Raw genomic sequence first — 12,363 nt, 5'->3', positions numbered from 1 at the left:
TCGAGGTGGCGAAGATCCGAAGCCTGAAGCCTGAGTTCTTCAGCAGTGAGCAGATCGTGAGTGTCTCGATCCCGGCACGCTACCTGTTCGAGGGCATCTGGGTCTTCGGCGACGACGAGGGCCTCATCAAGCACTCCCCGATGTCGCTCAAGATGAAGGTCTTCCCCGGCGACTCCATCGAAGTGGAGCCGCTCGTCTGCGAGTTACTTCGCGAGGGTCTCGTGATCGAGGTCTCCTCAGACCAGGGCCCCCTTCTTTGGGCGCCTAACGTGCAGGTGCATCAGTCCCCCAAGCGGCCGACGCCGACGAAGTTCACGAGGGTCACTCCCCCATTCTCCGCACGCTATTCCGCGGCGGAGAGCGGAAATGTTCCCCCCGTGAGGGGAACACGCGGGGAACAAGGGACCGCCGAGGCCCCTCCCGAGCCCCCTCTTGTGGCCCTGGAGAGGAGTGGAGAGGAGAGGAAGGGAGAGGAGGGGAACACGTCGGAAGTCGCTGACGCGACCCGACCCGACGTTGAACGCCTCCTGGATCTTCTGGATGAGGAGCTGCAGAAGAACGGCGTGAAGAGGCTCCCGAAGCGGAACAAGGCGAACCGAGACGCGATGCGTCTTCTGCTCGACCGAGACGGACGCTCCGAGGAGCAGGTCGCGAACGCGATCCGGTGGGCGCAGTCGAACGAGTTCTGGCGGAGCAACATCCTCTCGGCCTCGAAGCTGCGGGAGAAGTACGAGACGCTCCGCGCGCAGGCCGCTCGTGGGCGCCGGGCGCCGGCGGTCGTCGAGAACATCTCGCTCGCCGAGCGCTACGAGGCCGAGGAGCGGAAGGAGCTGGGCGCATGAAGAAGTCAGAGGTTGCGAAGCTTCTCGCGATCGTGTCGGCGTTCGACCACCGGCGCGTCGCCGCGGAGCACGTCGAGGCGTGGGCGGCCGTGATCGGGCATCTGCCGTTCGGCGATGCCGAGGAGGCCGTGCGCCGGCATCTGCAGACCTCGCACGAGTGGCTGATGCCAGTGCATGTCGTGGAGGGTGTCGCCGCGCTGCGGAGAGAGCGCGCGTGGGAGCCGCCCGTGCTCACGCCGGAGGAGCGTCAGCTGTGCGCCGCGGCAGGGGTGCCCGCCGAGGAGTTCGTCGAGCGACGAGACGAGCCGGGATGGGTCGACCACCTCCGGGGGAAGTGGTTGGGGATCGAGCAGTGAACGACTTTAACCCCGCGACCGAGGACCCCTGGTCGAACTCCCAACAGGGACCGACCGAACGCACCGCGCCGCACGACCGTGTGGCCGAGCAGTCGGTGCTCGGCGCGATGATGCTCTCCGCTCGCGCGCTCTCCGAGGTGTCCGACGTGCTGTCGGGCCGCGACTTCTACGAGCCTGCACACGAGACTATTTTCGACGCGGCGCGGACGCTCGCCGGTGCCGGGCACCCCGTCGACGCGATCACCGTCGGCGACGAGCTCGCCCGCACCGGAAAGCTATCGGAGGTGCCGCAGGGCGCCGTCTACCTGCACGAGCTCGCTGCGGTGGTTCCCTCGGCGGCGAACGCTGTCTTCTACGCGGAGATTGTCCGCGAGAAGGCTGTCCACCGCCGCATGATCGAGTTCGGCGAGAAGACCGCGCGCGCCGGCTATCAGGGCGAGGGCGACCCGAGCGAACGCATCGAGGAGCTTCGCGCCGAGATGGAGGGCCTGCTCGGCGAGCGCACCGTCGCGGTGGAAGCGATCGGTGAGGGATGGGATGCCTGGGAAGCGACACTCGAAACACCCCCGGTGTACATCCCGACACCCTGGCACGAAATCAACGACCTCGTCGGAGGGTTTGAGCCGGGCGGTCTTTACGTCGTCGGCGCCCGTCCCGGCGGGGGTAAGTCGAACGCCGGCCTGCAAATCGCCGCCTTGCTGGCAGAGCACGGTCCAGTCGCGTTCTCCGCGCTCGAGATGAGCAAAGACCAGCTCCGCGAGAGGTTGGCGGCGCAAAGGGGGCAGATCCCCATGTCGTCGCTGAAGAGACACGACTTGTCCACGAGCGATAAGGCGCAGCTCGGTCTCGCACGAGCCGCGGTGAAGCGTCTACCGATCTTCGTTGACGACCGCTCAGGCGTGACCGTGCAGCAGGTGAAGGGCTTCGGGCGAGGGGTTGCTCGAAAGGGCGAGATCGCCGGGGTCGTCGTCGACTATCTGCAGCTGATCAGCTCTCACGACTCGCGGATGGCGGTGCACGAGATGGTGGGCGAGATCACGCGCCAGTTGAAGATCCTCGCCCGAGAACTCAACTGCCCGGTGATCGTGCTGTCGCAGCTTACGAGGGAGAGCGCGCAGGCCAAGGGCAAGGGTGGTCAGCCGTCCCAGCGGCCACCCACGCTCGCGGACCTCTCGGCATCGGACAAGATCGGCCACCACGCCGACGTCGTCCTGATGATGCAGCGCAAGCTCGAGGCCGACGGAGAGCCCGGGGACGTCTTGGAAATGTACGTGGTGAAGAACCGCCACGGCCGAGTGGGACGCCGACAGCTTCGGTGGGAGGGCCGCTTCGCGCGGGTCACCTCGCAGCCGATCGGCCTGTACTGAGGAAGGAACGGATCATGGCGATTCGGGAACACATCACCGTCGACATCGCGACGGTCGACATCAACGACGAGTACCGCGTCGAGTTGCGGCAGCGCCGAAAGCGGCAGGACTACTCCCCCGCGCAGGCGCGAGCCCTCGCGGCCGAACTCATCTACCAGGCACTCGCCGCGGAGAACGCGATCGACGAGGACATGCACGAGCGGCGTGGCCGCCTCGTCGAGGGCCAGATCCGCACCCTGTCCGGGGAGGTCGTGCTGTGAAGATCGGCCCTAGCACCTGCCACCTGGGAACCCGATCCACTATCAACAGTTACGGGGAAACCTGGTATCCGCTGCGGATCGCAACACGGTTCCAAGCACACATGACCGTGGCGACCCAGGTCACCGCTGACACCTTCTCTGCTGTGAGGGCGTCCTCGCTGTCCTCATCGCACACAGAATGTGACAGTCGCGCAACGTCTTCAGCGATCGACAGTGCCGCTACTTCCTCAGCAGAGAAATACTGCGACTCTCGCCAAGCGGGTAGAACAGCGAGACGATCAGCAGTCTCTCCGGCTCGCAGAGCGGCACGAGAGTGCAAACGACAACAGAACGCGCATCCATTGATCTGCGAAACGCGCAGCTTTACGAGCTCGATTAGCTTTCGATCTAACCCAGCGTCGAATGCTGCTCCCTCAGCAGCTCCGCTGAGAGTCGCGAGCTGCTCGTAGACGTCCGGGTGTTGCTTGCCGACGTTGATTCGAGTCATGTGGCGATCATCTCATGCTCCCCATCGTCGCTCGGCGTCCGGAGCTGCTGGCTGGCCTGCCATGCCCGAGAAACTCATCCTCCGCGCTCGAGTGTCCAGTCCCCGGCGCACCTTTCCACCGCCCGACCCCGACGGCACTACCTCGCAGGCATCGTCCCCCGACCCGAACGAGGACGAAACCCACCCCTTCTGAACGGAGACACCATGACCAAACCCAAGTCCCCAACGGCCTGCCTCGCGTCTCCGGTTTCGTGGCGGGCCTCGTACTGCGGCAGTACCCGCAACCCGATCGCGCCGCTCAGCGGCGACACATGCCCGAACTGTCTGGCCGCGTTCCGTGCAGACGAGCTCGCGAGCAAGACCCGAGAGGACCAGACACGATGAGCACATATGCAGCGAAGACCGACGTGACGAGCGACCGTTCACGGGGCGAGATCGAGAAGACGCTCTCCCGCTACGGCGCGACGCACTTCGCCTACATGACGGAGCCGGGCGCCGCCCGGATCGCGTTCCAAGCGTCCGGCCGGCAGGTGCGGTTCACTATCCCGCTGCCCGACCCCGCGGCGCGCGAGTTCACGCACCACTCCCGCGGCGTCCGCACAGCGTCGGCGCGGGAGGCAGCATACGAGCAGGCGACGCGGCAGCGGTGGCGGGCACTCGCGCTCGTCGTGAAGGCGAAACTCGAGGCGATTGAGTCCGGGATCGCGACGTTCGAGCAGGAGTTCTACGCGCACACCGTGCTCCCCTCAGGGCGGACCGTGTTCGAGGAGACCGGCGAGCAGGTCGCGCAGATGATCGCGACCGGAATGCCCGGCCGACTCATGCTCGAAGGTGGCACATGCTGAGCAGATTCGCCCCTCGGTTGCGGCATTCCCAACATTCTGGTCAGCCGACAGACTCTCAAGCTCCAGCAATCACCGCGGCAGAATCGAGCTCGACACTCGATGGGTCGCTTACCCACGCGTCGATGGTTGTAATCAATTGCTCAGCGAAGGCCCCGAGCCCGTCGCGATCTTTGGGCGCGGGCAGCTTGAAGACGAGCGAGGTCGCAACGAAGGATGCGAGGCGATCATGGGTTCTCTCGTCGGTTAGAGCACCGAGGCGGGCAACTTCGTTCTCAGCTGCACTGGTTCGACTGTGCCCGTTCGGTCGTCCGTGCGCTCTGTCGGCGATCGCTTCAATCACCCAGGCTTTCAGCGCAGCGCCGTACTCGGCCCGTCTCACCCGGCCTTCCTTTCGAAGGGTGTCAACTTGGAGACGATGCTGCTTCATCAACAGAAATACGTTAAGGAGAGCGATTGCGAGAGTTCCGGCTGCAGAGGCAACAGCAACGACCAGTGCTGCCTCTTCAATGGCGGATGGCTCACTGATGGCAGCTGCTATCTCATCGAGGTTGCAGGTGATCGTCGCGCATTCCATGAGACAGCAGCGTAGCGGTTGCAAGGTCGCCGCATGACCGCGATCGACCGTTCCCGCATTGACCACGCCGCGCTCCCGAGCACCCTCTCCCCGTCCGACATCGCCGTCCTCGCCCGGTTCGGCGTGCCGGCATCCGCTCTCACCCTGAAGGACAGGAGGACGTTGAAACTGAAGATCCAGCCGATCGGACTGCGCGCGGCGAACGCCTACGTCGAGCAGCATCACCGCCACCACAAGGCCAGCCGCGGGCACAAGTTCAGCGTGAGCGTCGTCGACGAGGCGGGACGGATCCGCGGGGTCGGGATCGCGGGGCGACCGGTGTCTCGGATGCTCGACCAGGACCAGCACCTCGAGGTGGTGAGGGTCTGCACGGACGGCACCCGGAACGCATGCAGCATGATCTACGGCGCGCTCCGCAGAGCCGGGATCGCGCTCGGCTATGAGCCGCACAAGATCATCACCTACACGCTCGCCACCGAGCCGGGCGGGTCGCTCCGCGCGGCCGGGTGGCACGACGACGGAATCGCCGGCGGCGGGGAGTGGGGGCGCGAGGACCCCCACCGTGAAGTCGTCGCCCCAACCGAGAAGAAGAGGCGGTGGCGTGCTGCGCTGTCGGCAGGAGGTGAGGGCGATGGGGAGTGACGACGACTTCAATATCGCAGACACCTGCTGTGGGAAATGCCCCGGCGCTACCTGCTACGTGGACTACCTGACAGGAGAACGAGAATGACCGCGATTACCGAGTACCTGGCCGAGCAGAAGCGCCTCGCAGGTGCCGCGACCGAAGGGCCGTGGGCTTTCGCCGCTGCGCCCGCAGAGGGTAGCGATGAGACCGCCGCCGAGTACCTGGAAGGCGCGCTGACGGGTGACGGGCCGCTGTTCGTCGTGTGGGTGCCCGAGACCCAGGGCGACCCTGGCGGGTATCGCCTTACCGCGGCGACCGGTGACGGCCCACATGCTTCGATGGACGCCGAATTCATCGCCGCAGCCCGGGAGTCGGTGCCGCGGATGGTCGCCGCGCTCGAAGCGGTGACGGCGCTGCATCAGCCCGTGGAGATCGAGCCAAGCGACACCATCTGCCGCGAGTGCTCCTTCCAACTGCCCAACGGGCGCTACTTCGGGATGTTGACGGAGTGGCCGTGCCCGACGATCCACGCCGTTGAGGCAGCGCTGGGAGGTGAGGGCGGTGGGGAGTGAACGCGAGATCAGCGAGGCACTTCGGCGACGGATTCGGGCTGCTGCGCATGCCGCGTCGGTGAACCGGTTCGAGGTCGAGTTCGACTGGCCCGAGTGCCACAAGCCGAGATGCCCTCACGAGCACGGCGAGCCGGAGCGCGCACTCGGCCTGATGCAGCAAGCCGTCATCGAGTCGATCGAGAACGAACTGCGATTCGAGACGGTGACCAGACCCGACCGTTCGTGCGACGACGACAGCCCCGAGGACACGGCGATGTACACACTCGCCTCGCTCCTGAATACCTACAACGTCCATCACGCGGGCACGTTCGTGAAGGCGGCCCGTCTTCTGCTCGACGCTTACCCGGCGCTCGTGCCCGCACTCGCTTCCATCGGAGGGAACTGACCATGACGAACACAGCTGAACGCGCACCGATCCCGGTAGCGATCCCGACCGTGCCTTTCGGGCCCGAGACGAGCACGCGAGACTCCGCGGACGCCGGCTACTACCGCGAGGCGGCGCGCAACATTCGGTATCAGGCGATGCGTGGGAACGCATTCTCAGGATCGCATGTCACGGAGGCTGTCGCGCAGCTCTGTGACGCTGTGGCCGATGCGCTGAGTTCGCCTGGTCTGCTCGTGGGCGCTCCCACCGAGGAGTTGCGCATCGATGACGACTTCCTCCACATCTACTGGCGCGACCCGGTCGAAGGCTGCTGGGTCGCATATCGGCGGGTGGACTGCGTGGGCGAGGAAGAGCTGCCAACGAATCGCCTCGCTGCTGCTGGTGTCGCCCCGCAGAAGCCGTCACCGGTCGCGTCGACTCCGACGGTAAGCGACGATAGCGGTCACGGCGGAGATGACGATCGCGGCGGCCGTGAAGATGGTCCAGAAGACGAGGGGCGCAGTCACCAGGCAACGGTAGCAGGCACCCCGCAGGAGCCGAGCGGATGCGCTGTGTGCCATCGCGCCGATGGGCACAAGATGGACTGCTCACTGCGTGCCACTCTGTCCCCCGACCGCGAGAAGCTGATCGCGGAGGCGCGAGAGGCCGCTATCGAGGTGGACTGGTATCACACCCGAGGTGCTGAGCTTTTGCGGGAAGCAGCGGACGCTCTCGCCGCTCCGCCCGAGGTAGATGAGGCGAAGCTGGCTGAGCTGCTGGCGTCGGCTGCCAACCACGAGGTGCTGTCGAGCGGGGGTACTCTCGGGGCCGGGGTGTCAGCGGAAGGCATGAGCCACCTTGCTCGCGACGTGGCCGAGTGGCTGCGAGGGGATGAGCTGTCGTGAATGATCGCGAGAAGCTGAGGAGTGACGCCGAAACGATGTCGCTCTACTGGCGGGACCGAGGCGAGACGAGAACCGCTGATCTCATCGACGCTCTCGCTGCTCAGCCCACGGTGGATGAGGCGAAGCTGGCTGAGGTGATCCGGGGATCCATGACCTACAAGCGCGAGTTCGAGGGCGGTCAGACCTCGCTCGGGTGGAACTCCTACCCAGAGGTCGCCCGCCTAGTCAACGAGCGTCGCGAGGAGTGGCTGCGATGTGGTGGGCGATGAGCGAGAAGTTCGTCCCGTCGACTGACATGGTCCGTAGCGGCTATGCGAACGACCCTGTCGGCGAGTACCACGACCCGGTCAACTCAGCATCGCGCGAACGGGCGCTCGGGCGGGCCTTCGATCGCTGGCTTGAGTCGGTGCGACGCCAGGCGAGCGAAGCCGCATGGGACGAAGGCGCACGCACCGGCTACCGCCTGTACGAGGAGCGACCGGCGGTCGTCCTCCGCCGCAACCCCTACCGAACCAAGGAGACCCCCGATGCAGGCTGAACGCTCCTGGTCCGAGCACTTCGAGTGGCACCTGCGCCAGGTCCCGTTCCAGCTCCTCCACATGCGCGAGCTCGCTGAGTCCGCGGTTGCCGCGCAGGACACAGCCGCTGTCAAGGTGTCGGGCGGCTCCGAGCAGGCGCGCCTCCCGTACCGGGTCGATCCCGCCGACGACGCGGACCTGGTCTACGCGACCATGATCATCTTCGGCCGCGAGGTCGCGGAGAAGGTCGGAGGTGCCTCCCCCCGCCCACTCCGCGAGCGCATGTGGCGGGGACGGGACGAACCCCAAGGGCTGCCCCTCTGCACTCCCAGTGAGGCGTTCGAGCTGTCCACTGAGATCGTGACCTGGCTGATCGCATGCACCCACCAGATCGCGCACGACGGAACACTCAACGACGCCCCGGACGATCTCATCGATCTCATCCGACAGATGCGCGGCCGCTACCCGCGCGCCGAGCCCAAGTTCAAGGCGTACCGACCCCGCCCCTGCCCGACCTGCGGCGAGCGCACCATCCGGCCGCTCTGGGGCCCCGACGGTCTCGCCGGCGCGATCTGCGACACCTGCCAACGCACATGGGAGAAGAAGCCCGCGTGATCGAGAACCGCCCCTGGTACACCTACCGGCAAGCCGCGAAGCGCACCGGGAAGCACGTCCAGACGATGAAGAAGTGGCGCCAGCGGTCTCCGGCTGGCTGGTCGTGGGACAACCAGGGGCGGCGCGTCGTCGAGCACCAGGCGCTCATGGCCTACTGGCGAGGCTGCATCGACCGCGACAACCGCAACCGCCACGTCGTCGAACTCACCCTCGAACAGCTCCTCGACTTTGATGAGACGACAGGCGACACGCCGTGACAAGGAATATTTCGCAGCGGAAGGGGGTACCGCTTAACTTAAGTATCGAGCAAGTGGGCCGGAACGCGAACATCGTGACTCCGGCCCTTTCTCATTCCACCTCGCGGGGGCGGGAACCACGACCACTCGCGGCACCCCGCCCCCACCGCTATCTTGGAGCTATGAAGCGCACCCTCGCCGCCGCGGCAATCGCCCTCCTCGCCCTCACCGGATGCTCCTCGTCCGACACCGACACCGACGCCGCACCGGCCTCCGAGGAGACCACCACCGAGGAACCAGCGACCCCCGCCGACCTCACCGGCTCCTGGAAGCAAACCAACTCCAACTCGCCGACGAACTACCAGCAGGCGACCATCACCGCGGAAACGATCTCGATCGACTGGGTGAACGAGGAGAACGACAGCACCTCGATCTACTGGGTCGGCACCTACACCGCCCCTACTGAAGCCGGCGACACATGGACCTGGACATCTACCCGCGACGCGGCCGCGACTGACACCGCGATGATGGCCTCCACCGACGACACCAAGGATTTCACCTACACCGACGGCGTCATCAGCTACGAGGTCACGGCGATGGGCACCACCGTCACCGTCGAACTCGAGAAGCAGTAGCCGCCCCACGACCCGCACCTGCAGAGCCCCGGAGCCCAACAGCTCCGGGGCTTCGTCGTTCCCGGGAGGAGAGACGGTGGGCACGCAGCAGATCCGCAACGGCGCCGGCCACCGCGCGTACCGCCGCAAGCAGGCCGCCCTCAAGCGACGCACCGCCCGAGAGGGCCTCCCCTGCGGATGGGGCAGCGACTACGGATGCGGCGAGCCCATCGACACGACGCTCCCCCACACCGATCCGATGTCGTTCACCGCGGACCACCCGAACGCGCTCGGGAACGGCGGCCACCTCGTCCGGCAGGACCTGCACCCGTTCCACCGCCGCTGCAACACGATGAAGGGCGACGCCGCTCAAGTTGAGATCTGGAAGGCCAGTTAGCAACCCGACCCAGCTACGCCGCGCGAGTACTCTATAACGCCGCTCCGCGCGGGGTAACGTCATCAACCGTGGGTGACGTCTTCCCCTGCCCGCCCCTGTAAAGGCGCCAAGCAGAGAAATCACCCGCGTCATCGCGGAAGGTCAGATACCAAGGGTGGTTACCTTGCCCTGAGGGACGCCATGCTCCGACGAGGTTCCCAACTGACCAACGACCTTCGTTTCGTTTGGGTGTTCCACCCTTCCTGTCGTTCTCTCGCCAACCGATGAGTAGGTCGGCGATGACATTGAGCGGAATCTCATCTATCGCTAGGTACCGCCCGTCACGGTCCCCGATCTTGATAATCTGACCTCTCCCCTCCGCGACGTCGCTGTCTGCTCGTGCGTCTTTTCCTTCTTCTTCCGATTCATCTACTTCGGAAGGCCCCTCCTGAATGAGCGCGCTCCTAAGGTAAGCGACACTCTCGCCGATCACATTGAGTTGTTGACCCTGAGCGCGCTCGGCATGGACTGTCCTCCGATGCTGCCGTTCGTATACCAGGAGAGTTGCGGCGACGCCTCCCAGGGAGACGGCGCAACTCAGGAGAGCAAGAGCGTTCCAACCGTCGTTCTCTGGGGGCCCGACCAGCGGCAGCGGCGTGAGGACACCCGCGATGATCGTTGCCATCACAAGCGCGAATCTCAGAGGCTTCACCCACCGCGGTGGCGTGGTGCCTCGGTCGTCGTATTCGACGGGTTCCCGACTGGGCACATGCGGCTGTGTCATGTGATCACACTAGGCCGTTAGGGGGAAACGCTTCAAAAGCGTCTCGACCCGTGACCCAAAAATCCAGCAACACAGACCAGCCGCCAACCTCCCGCGCGGCCGTGGCGGAAATCCCCCCGCGCGAATTGCTCGGGGGTGCGAATTGATCGGAGGGGTGCGATATGGCTCGTCCGAAGGCCCCATGCGGGACGTACGCGGCGTACCGGCGGCACCTGCGGGAGGGCACGGAGGTGTGTGAGGCGTGCCGGGAGGCGAAGCGGGAGAACTCGCGGGCCCGGTCACACTCGGCTAAGGCACGGCGCGAGAAGCAGGTCGATCGGCAGGCGGCGCGCGCTGCGGCTCAGGTGCGGCCGACACCGCGCACCGACGAGGGGCACGTCTCTCGTCTCGAGACGCTGCGGGACATGCTGCAGACCTCGCGCGAGCTCGTGGCCGAGCTCCGGGTGAGGGATCCGGCGCGCGCGTACCTGCAGATGCGGGAGCAGCGGGAGATCCTGCGCGAGATCGCTGAGATCCAGGGCAACGGCCAGTCGACGAAGGGGGTCACCCTTGAAGACCAGCTTGCTGCTGCCAGGGCAGAGCGGGAGCAGCGAGAAGCTGCTCGGAGTGCAGGAGCCTAGCCTCCTCCGCATCCCCGAGCGTGCCGGCTCGCGCGCGGGCGAGGCCCTCGACCTCGCGGCCGTGGCCGGCCTGCGGGAGGACCCGTGGCAGGAGCTCACGCTCGACGCGATCCTCTCGGTCGACGGCTCCGGGCGGTGGGTGTGCACCGAGTTCGGTGTGCTCGTGAGCCGGCAGAACGGCAAGGGCAACATCATCCTGCCGTACGAGCTCGCGCACCTCTTCCTGTGGCCGAAGGCCGACGGCGAGCCGAAGACGATCCTGCACTCGGCGCACGAGGTGAAGACCGCGGTCGAGGCGTTCCGGCGCCTGAAGCGCGTCATCACCTCGTCGCCGTTGCTGATGGGTGAGCTGCTCGGCGGCGAGCGGGGCATCAAGGACAACAACCAGTGGCGCGGCTTCGAGCTCGCGAACGGGAACCGGCTGATCTTCATGGCGCGCTCACGGAACGCGGGCGTCGGATTCACGGTCGACGTGCTCGTCGTCGACGAGGCGCAGGAGACGCCCCAGGCGGCGATGGACGCGCTCCTCCCAACGATGTCGGCGGTCGACAACACGCAGGTGCTGTTCACGGGGACCGTGCCGGATGAGCTGAACAACTCGGAATACTTCGAAGGTGTGCGCGACCGCGGGCGCTCGGGTACGGATCCGCGCACCGGCTGGGCGGAGTTCAATCCGAAGGGCTCGCAGGATCCTGATGTCGCGGCGAAGATCAACATCCGTGATCCCGAGGTATGGAAGCAGGGCAACCCCGGCCTGGGGTACCGGCCGGGCCTGACGCGCGCGACCATCGAGGACGAGCTCTCGAGGCTCGACCCCGAGGCCGTGAAGCGCCTGCGGTTCTCGATCTGGCCGAACCGCCGCGAGGAGGTGGCCGAGAAGCTCTCGGAGCTCGACCTCGAGGTGTGGAAGCGGCACGCAGGCGACTATCCGGTGCAGGGTGACGGCGGTGTCATCGCTATCGCGGTCGGCCGGGGCGGGGGCTACGCGACGATTTCGAAGGCTATCCGCCTCGACTCCGATCACATTGCCGTCGAGCACCACAAGACGGACCGCAAGGTGCGCTGGGTGGCCGACGAGGTGAAGGCCCTGAAGGCCGAGCTCGGGAACGCGCTCGTCGTCGTCGACCCGAAGAACGCCGCGATGATCCTCGCGGATCTCGACCGCGCCGGCGTGAAGTACCTCGCCATGAATCTCGACGAGCTCGCCGCCGCGCACTCGATCTTCATCGAGATGTCGAACGACGGCCTCCTGCTGCACCGTGACCAGGCCGAGGTGACGAAGTCGCTCGAGCTCGCGACGACCCGTGCGATCGGTCGCGCCGGGTTCACGTGGGAGCCGTCCGATCCGACGAAGCCGATCTCGCACGCTCAGTCAGTCACCTGGGCCGTGTGGGGCGTCATCA

19 protein-coding genes are annotated in these 12,363 nt (G+C 66.2%); 17 read left to right on the top strand and 2 right to left on the bottom strand.

What is annotated here, in order from left to right; translation table 11 throughout:
* The first annotated feature begins 5 nt into the window (after nucleotides 1-5).
* The 4 genes from B4915_RS02190 to B4915_RS02175 are packed head-to-tail and all read left to right on the top strand — an operon-like array spanning nucleotide 6 to nucleotide 2,825.
* Entirely contained in the window at nucleotides 6-842 is an 837-nt protein-coding gene (locus B4915_RS02190) for a hypothetical protein (protein WP_146120004.1), read from the top strand.
* Nucleotides 839-1,198 carry a hypothetical protein gene (locus tag B4915_RS02185; RefSeq protein WP_105804220.1) on the top strand — a complete coding sequence of 120 codons (360 nt, stop codon included), beginning with the start codon at nucleotides 839-841 and terminating at the stop codon, nucleotides 1,196-1,198. Before B4915_RS02190 ends, B4915_RS02185 begins: the two co-directional genes overlap by 4 nt.
* Nucleotides 1,195-2,565 carry a replicative DNA helicase gene (locus B4915_RS02180; RefSeq protein ID WP_181158432.1) on the top strand — a complete coding sequence of 457 codons (1,371 nt, stop codon included), beginning with the start codon at nucleotides 1,195-1,197 and terminating at the stop codon, nucleotides 2,563-2,565. The genes B4915_RS02185 and B4915_RS02180 overlap by 4 nt, the downstream gene beginning before the upstream one ends.
* A gap of 14 nt (nucleotides 2,566-2,579) precedes the next feature.
* Entirely contained in the window at nucleotides 2,580-2,825 is a 246-nt protein-coding gene (locus B4915_RS02175; protein ID WP_105804218.1) for a hypothetical protein, read from the top strand.
* 49 nt (nucleotides 2,826-2,874) lie between these two features.
* Here the strand turns inward: B4915_RS02175 and B4915_RS02170 are convergent, their stop codons facing one another.
* Complete coding sequence (locus tag B4915_RS02170) at nucleotides 2,875-3,312, bottom strand: carboxymuconolactone decarboxylase family protein (RefSeq protein ID WP_105804217.1); 438 nt, start codon at nucleotides 3,310-3,312, stop codon at nucleotides 2,875-2,877.
* Between the two features lie 380 nt (nucleotides 3,313-3,692).
* On the opposite strand from B4915_RS02170, the gene B4915_RS02165 reads away from it, so the two are divergent.
* On the top strand, nucleotides 3,693-4,157 hold the full coding sequence (locus B4915_RS02165) for a hypothetical protein (RefSeq protein WP_105804216.1): 465 nt from the start codon (nucleotides 3,693-3,695) through the stop codon (nucleotides 4,155-4,157).
* A gap of 55 nt (nucleotides 4,158-4,212) precedes the next feature.
* Here B4915_RS02165 and B4915_RS14350 read toward each other — a convergent pair whose 3' ends face one another.
* Nucleotides 4,213-4,731 (bottom strand): hypothetical protein, encoded by a 519-nt coding sequence (locus tag B4915_RS14350; RefSeq protein ID WP_146120003.1) that lies wholly within the window; start codon nucleotides 4,729-4,731, stop codon nucleotides 4,213-4,215.
* A gap of 33 nt (nucleotides 4,732-4,764) precedes the next feature.
* Here B4915_RS14350 and B4915_RS02160 point away from each other — a divergent pair, with 33 nt between their 5' ends.
* The 12 genes from B4915_RS02160 to B4915_RS02105 form a co-directional block, all read left to right on the top strand.
* On the top strand, nucleotides 4,765-5,373 hold the full coding sequence (locus B4915_RS02160) for an XF1762 family protein (RefSeq protein ID WP_219845074.1): 609 nt from the start codon (nucleotides 4,765-4,767) through the stop codon (nucleotides 5,371-5,373).
* A gap of 84 nt (nucleotides 5,374-5,457) precedes the next feature.
* Nucleotides 5,458-5,928 carry a hypothetical protein gene (locus B4915_RS02155; protein WP_105804215.1) on the top strand — a complete coding sequence of 157 codons (471 nt, stop codon included), beginning with the start codon at nucleotides 5,458-5,460 and terminating at the stop codon, nucleotides 5,926-5,928.
* Nucleotides 5,918-6,313, top strand: a complete 396-nt coding sequence (locus B4915_RS02150; protein ID WP_146120002.1) for a hypothetical protein — start codon at nucleotides 5,918-5,920, stop codon at nucleotides 6,311-6,313. Before B4915_RS02155 ends, B4915_RS02150 begins: the two co-directional genes overlap by 11 nt.
* Before the next feature lie 2 nt (nucleotides 6,314-6,315).
* Complete coding sequence (locus B4915_RS02145; RefSeq protein WP_105804213.1) at nucleotides 6,316-7,197, top strand: hypothetical protein; 882 nt, start codon at nucleotides 6,316-6,318, stop codon at nucleotides 7,195-7,197.
* Nucleotides 7,194-7,466 (top strand): hypothetical protein, encoded by a 273-nt coding sequence (locus tag B4915_RS02140; RefSeq protein ID WP_105804212.1) that lies wholly within the window; start codon nucleotides 7,194-7,196, stop codon nucleotides 7,464-7,466. Before B4915_RS02145 ends, B4915_RS02140 begins: the two co-directional genes overlap by 4 nt.
* Entirely contained in the window at nucleotides 7,463-7,735 is a 273-nt protein-coding gene (locus tag B4915_RS02135) for a hypothetical protein (protein ID WP_146120001.1), read from the top strand. Before B4915_RS02140 ends, B4915_RS02135 begins: the two co-directional genes overlap by 4 nt.
* Nucleotides 7,725-8,330 carry a hypothetical protein gene (locus B4915_RS02130; RefSeq protein WP_105804210.1) on the top strand — a complete coding sequence of 202 codons (606 nt, stop codon included), beginning with the start codon at nucleotides 7,725-7,727 and terminating at the stop codon, nucleotides 8,328-8,330. The genes B4915_RS02135 and B4915_RS02130 overlap by 11 nt, the downstream gene beginning before the upstream one ends.
* Entirely contained in the window at nucleotides 8,327-8,587 is a 261-nt protein-coding gene (locus tag B4915_RS02125) for a nucleoside triphosphate pyrophosphohydrolase family protein (RefSeq protein ID WP_105804209.1), read from the top strand. The genes B4915_RS02130 and B4915_RS02125 overlap by 4 nt, the downstream gene beginning before the upstream one ends.
* A gap of 161 nt (nucleotides 8,588-8,748) precedes the next feature.
* Entirely contained in the window at nucleotides 8,749-9,201 is a 453-nt protein-coding gene (locus B4915_RS02120) for a hypothetical protein (protein ID WP_105804208.1), read from the top strand.
* A gap of 76 nt (nucleotides 9,202-9,277) precedes the next feature.
* Nucleotides 9,278-9,577 (top strand): HNH endonuclease, encoded by a 300-nt coding sequence (locus tag B4915_RS02115; protein WP_105804207.1) that lies wholly within the window; start codon nucleotides 9,278-9,280, stop codon nucleotides 9,575-9,577.
* A gap of 924 nt (nucleotides 9,578-10,501) precedes the next feature.
* Nucleotides 10,502-10,960 (top strand): hypothetical protein, encoded by a 459-nt coding sequence (locus B4915_RS14605; RefSeq protein WP_105804206.1) that lies wholly within the window; start codon nucleotides 10,502-10,504, stop codon nucleotides 10,958-10,960.
* On the top strand, nucleotides 10,890-12,363 hold a 1,474-nt coding region (locus B4915_RS02105; protein ID WP_181158431.1), incomplete at its 3' end, for a hypothetical protein. The genes B4915_RS14605 and B4915_RS02105, both read left to right, overlap by 71 nt.

This window comes from Leucobacter massiliensis, from assembly GCF_002982315.1.
In the GTDB taxonomy this organism is placed as follows: domain Bacteria; phylum Actinomycetota; class Actinomycetes; order Actinomycetales; family Microbacteriaceae; genus Leucobacter; species Leucobacter massiliensis.
Note: the sequence above shows the minus strand (reverse complement) of the source record. Positions and strands in the feature narration are given on the sequence as shown.

What these genes read in the sequence shown, in the direction of transcription:
- B4915_RS02185 (WP_105804220.1), top strand. Translation starts at nt 839, where the DNA reads ATGAAGAAGTCAGAGGTTGCGAAGCTTCTCGCGATCGTGTCGGCGTTC.
- B4915_RS02175 (WP_105804218.1), top strand. Translation starts at nt 2,580, where the DNA reads ATGGCGATTCGGGAACACATCACCGTCGACATCGCGACGGTCGACATC.
- B4915_RS02170 (WP_105804217.1), bottom strand. Translation starts at nt 3,312, where the DNA reads ATGACTCGAATCAACGTCGGCAAGCAACACCCGGACGTCTACGAGCAG.
- B4915_RS02165 (WP_105804216.1), top strand. Translation starts at nt 3,693, where the DNA reads ATGAGCACATATGCAGCGAAGACCGACGTGACGAGCGACCGTTCACGG.
- B4915_RS14350 (WP_146120003.1), bottom strand. Translation starts at nt 4,731, where the DNA reads ATGGAATGCGCGACGATCACCTGCAACCTCGATGAGATAGCAGCTGCC.
- B4915_RS02160 (WP_219845074.1), top strand. Translation starts at nt 4,765, where the DNA reads ATGACCGCGATCGACCGTTCCCGCATTGACCACGCCGCGCTCCCGAGC.
- B4915_RS02155 (WP_105804215.1), top strand. Translation starts at nt 5,458, where the DNA reads ATGACCGCGATTACCGAGTACCTGGCCGAGCAGAAGCGCCTCGCAGGT.
- B4915_RS02145 (WP_105804213.1), top strand. Translation starts at nt 6,316, where the DNA reads ATGACGAACACAGCTGAACGCGCACCGATCCCGGTAGCGATCCCGACC.
- B4915_RS02135 (WP_146120001.1), top strand. Translation starts at nt 7,463, where the DNA reads ATGAGCGAGAAGTTCGTCCCGTCGACTGACATGGTCCGTAGCGGCTAT.
- B4915_RS02130 (WP_105804210.1), top strand. Translation starts at nt 7,725, where the DNA reads ATGCAGGCTGAACGCTCCTGGTCCGAGCACTTCGAGTGGCACCTGCGC.
- B4915_RS02120 (WP_105804208.1), top strand. Translation starts at nt 8,749, where the DNA reads ATGAAGCGCACCCTCGCCGCCGCGGCAATCGCCCTCCTCGCCCTCACC.
- B4915_RS14605 (WP_105804206.1), top strand. Translation starts at nt 10,502, where the DNA reads ATGGCTCGTCCGAAGGCCCCATGCGGGACGTACGCGGCGTACCGGCGG.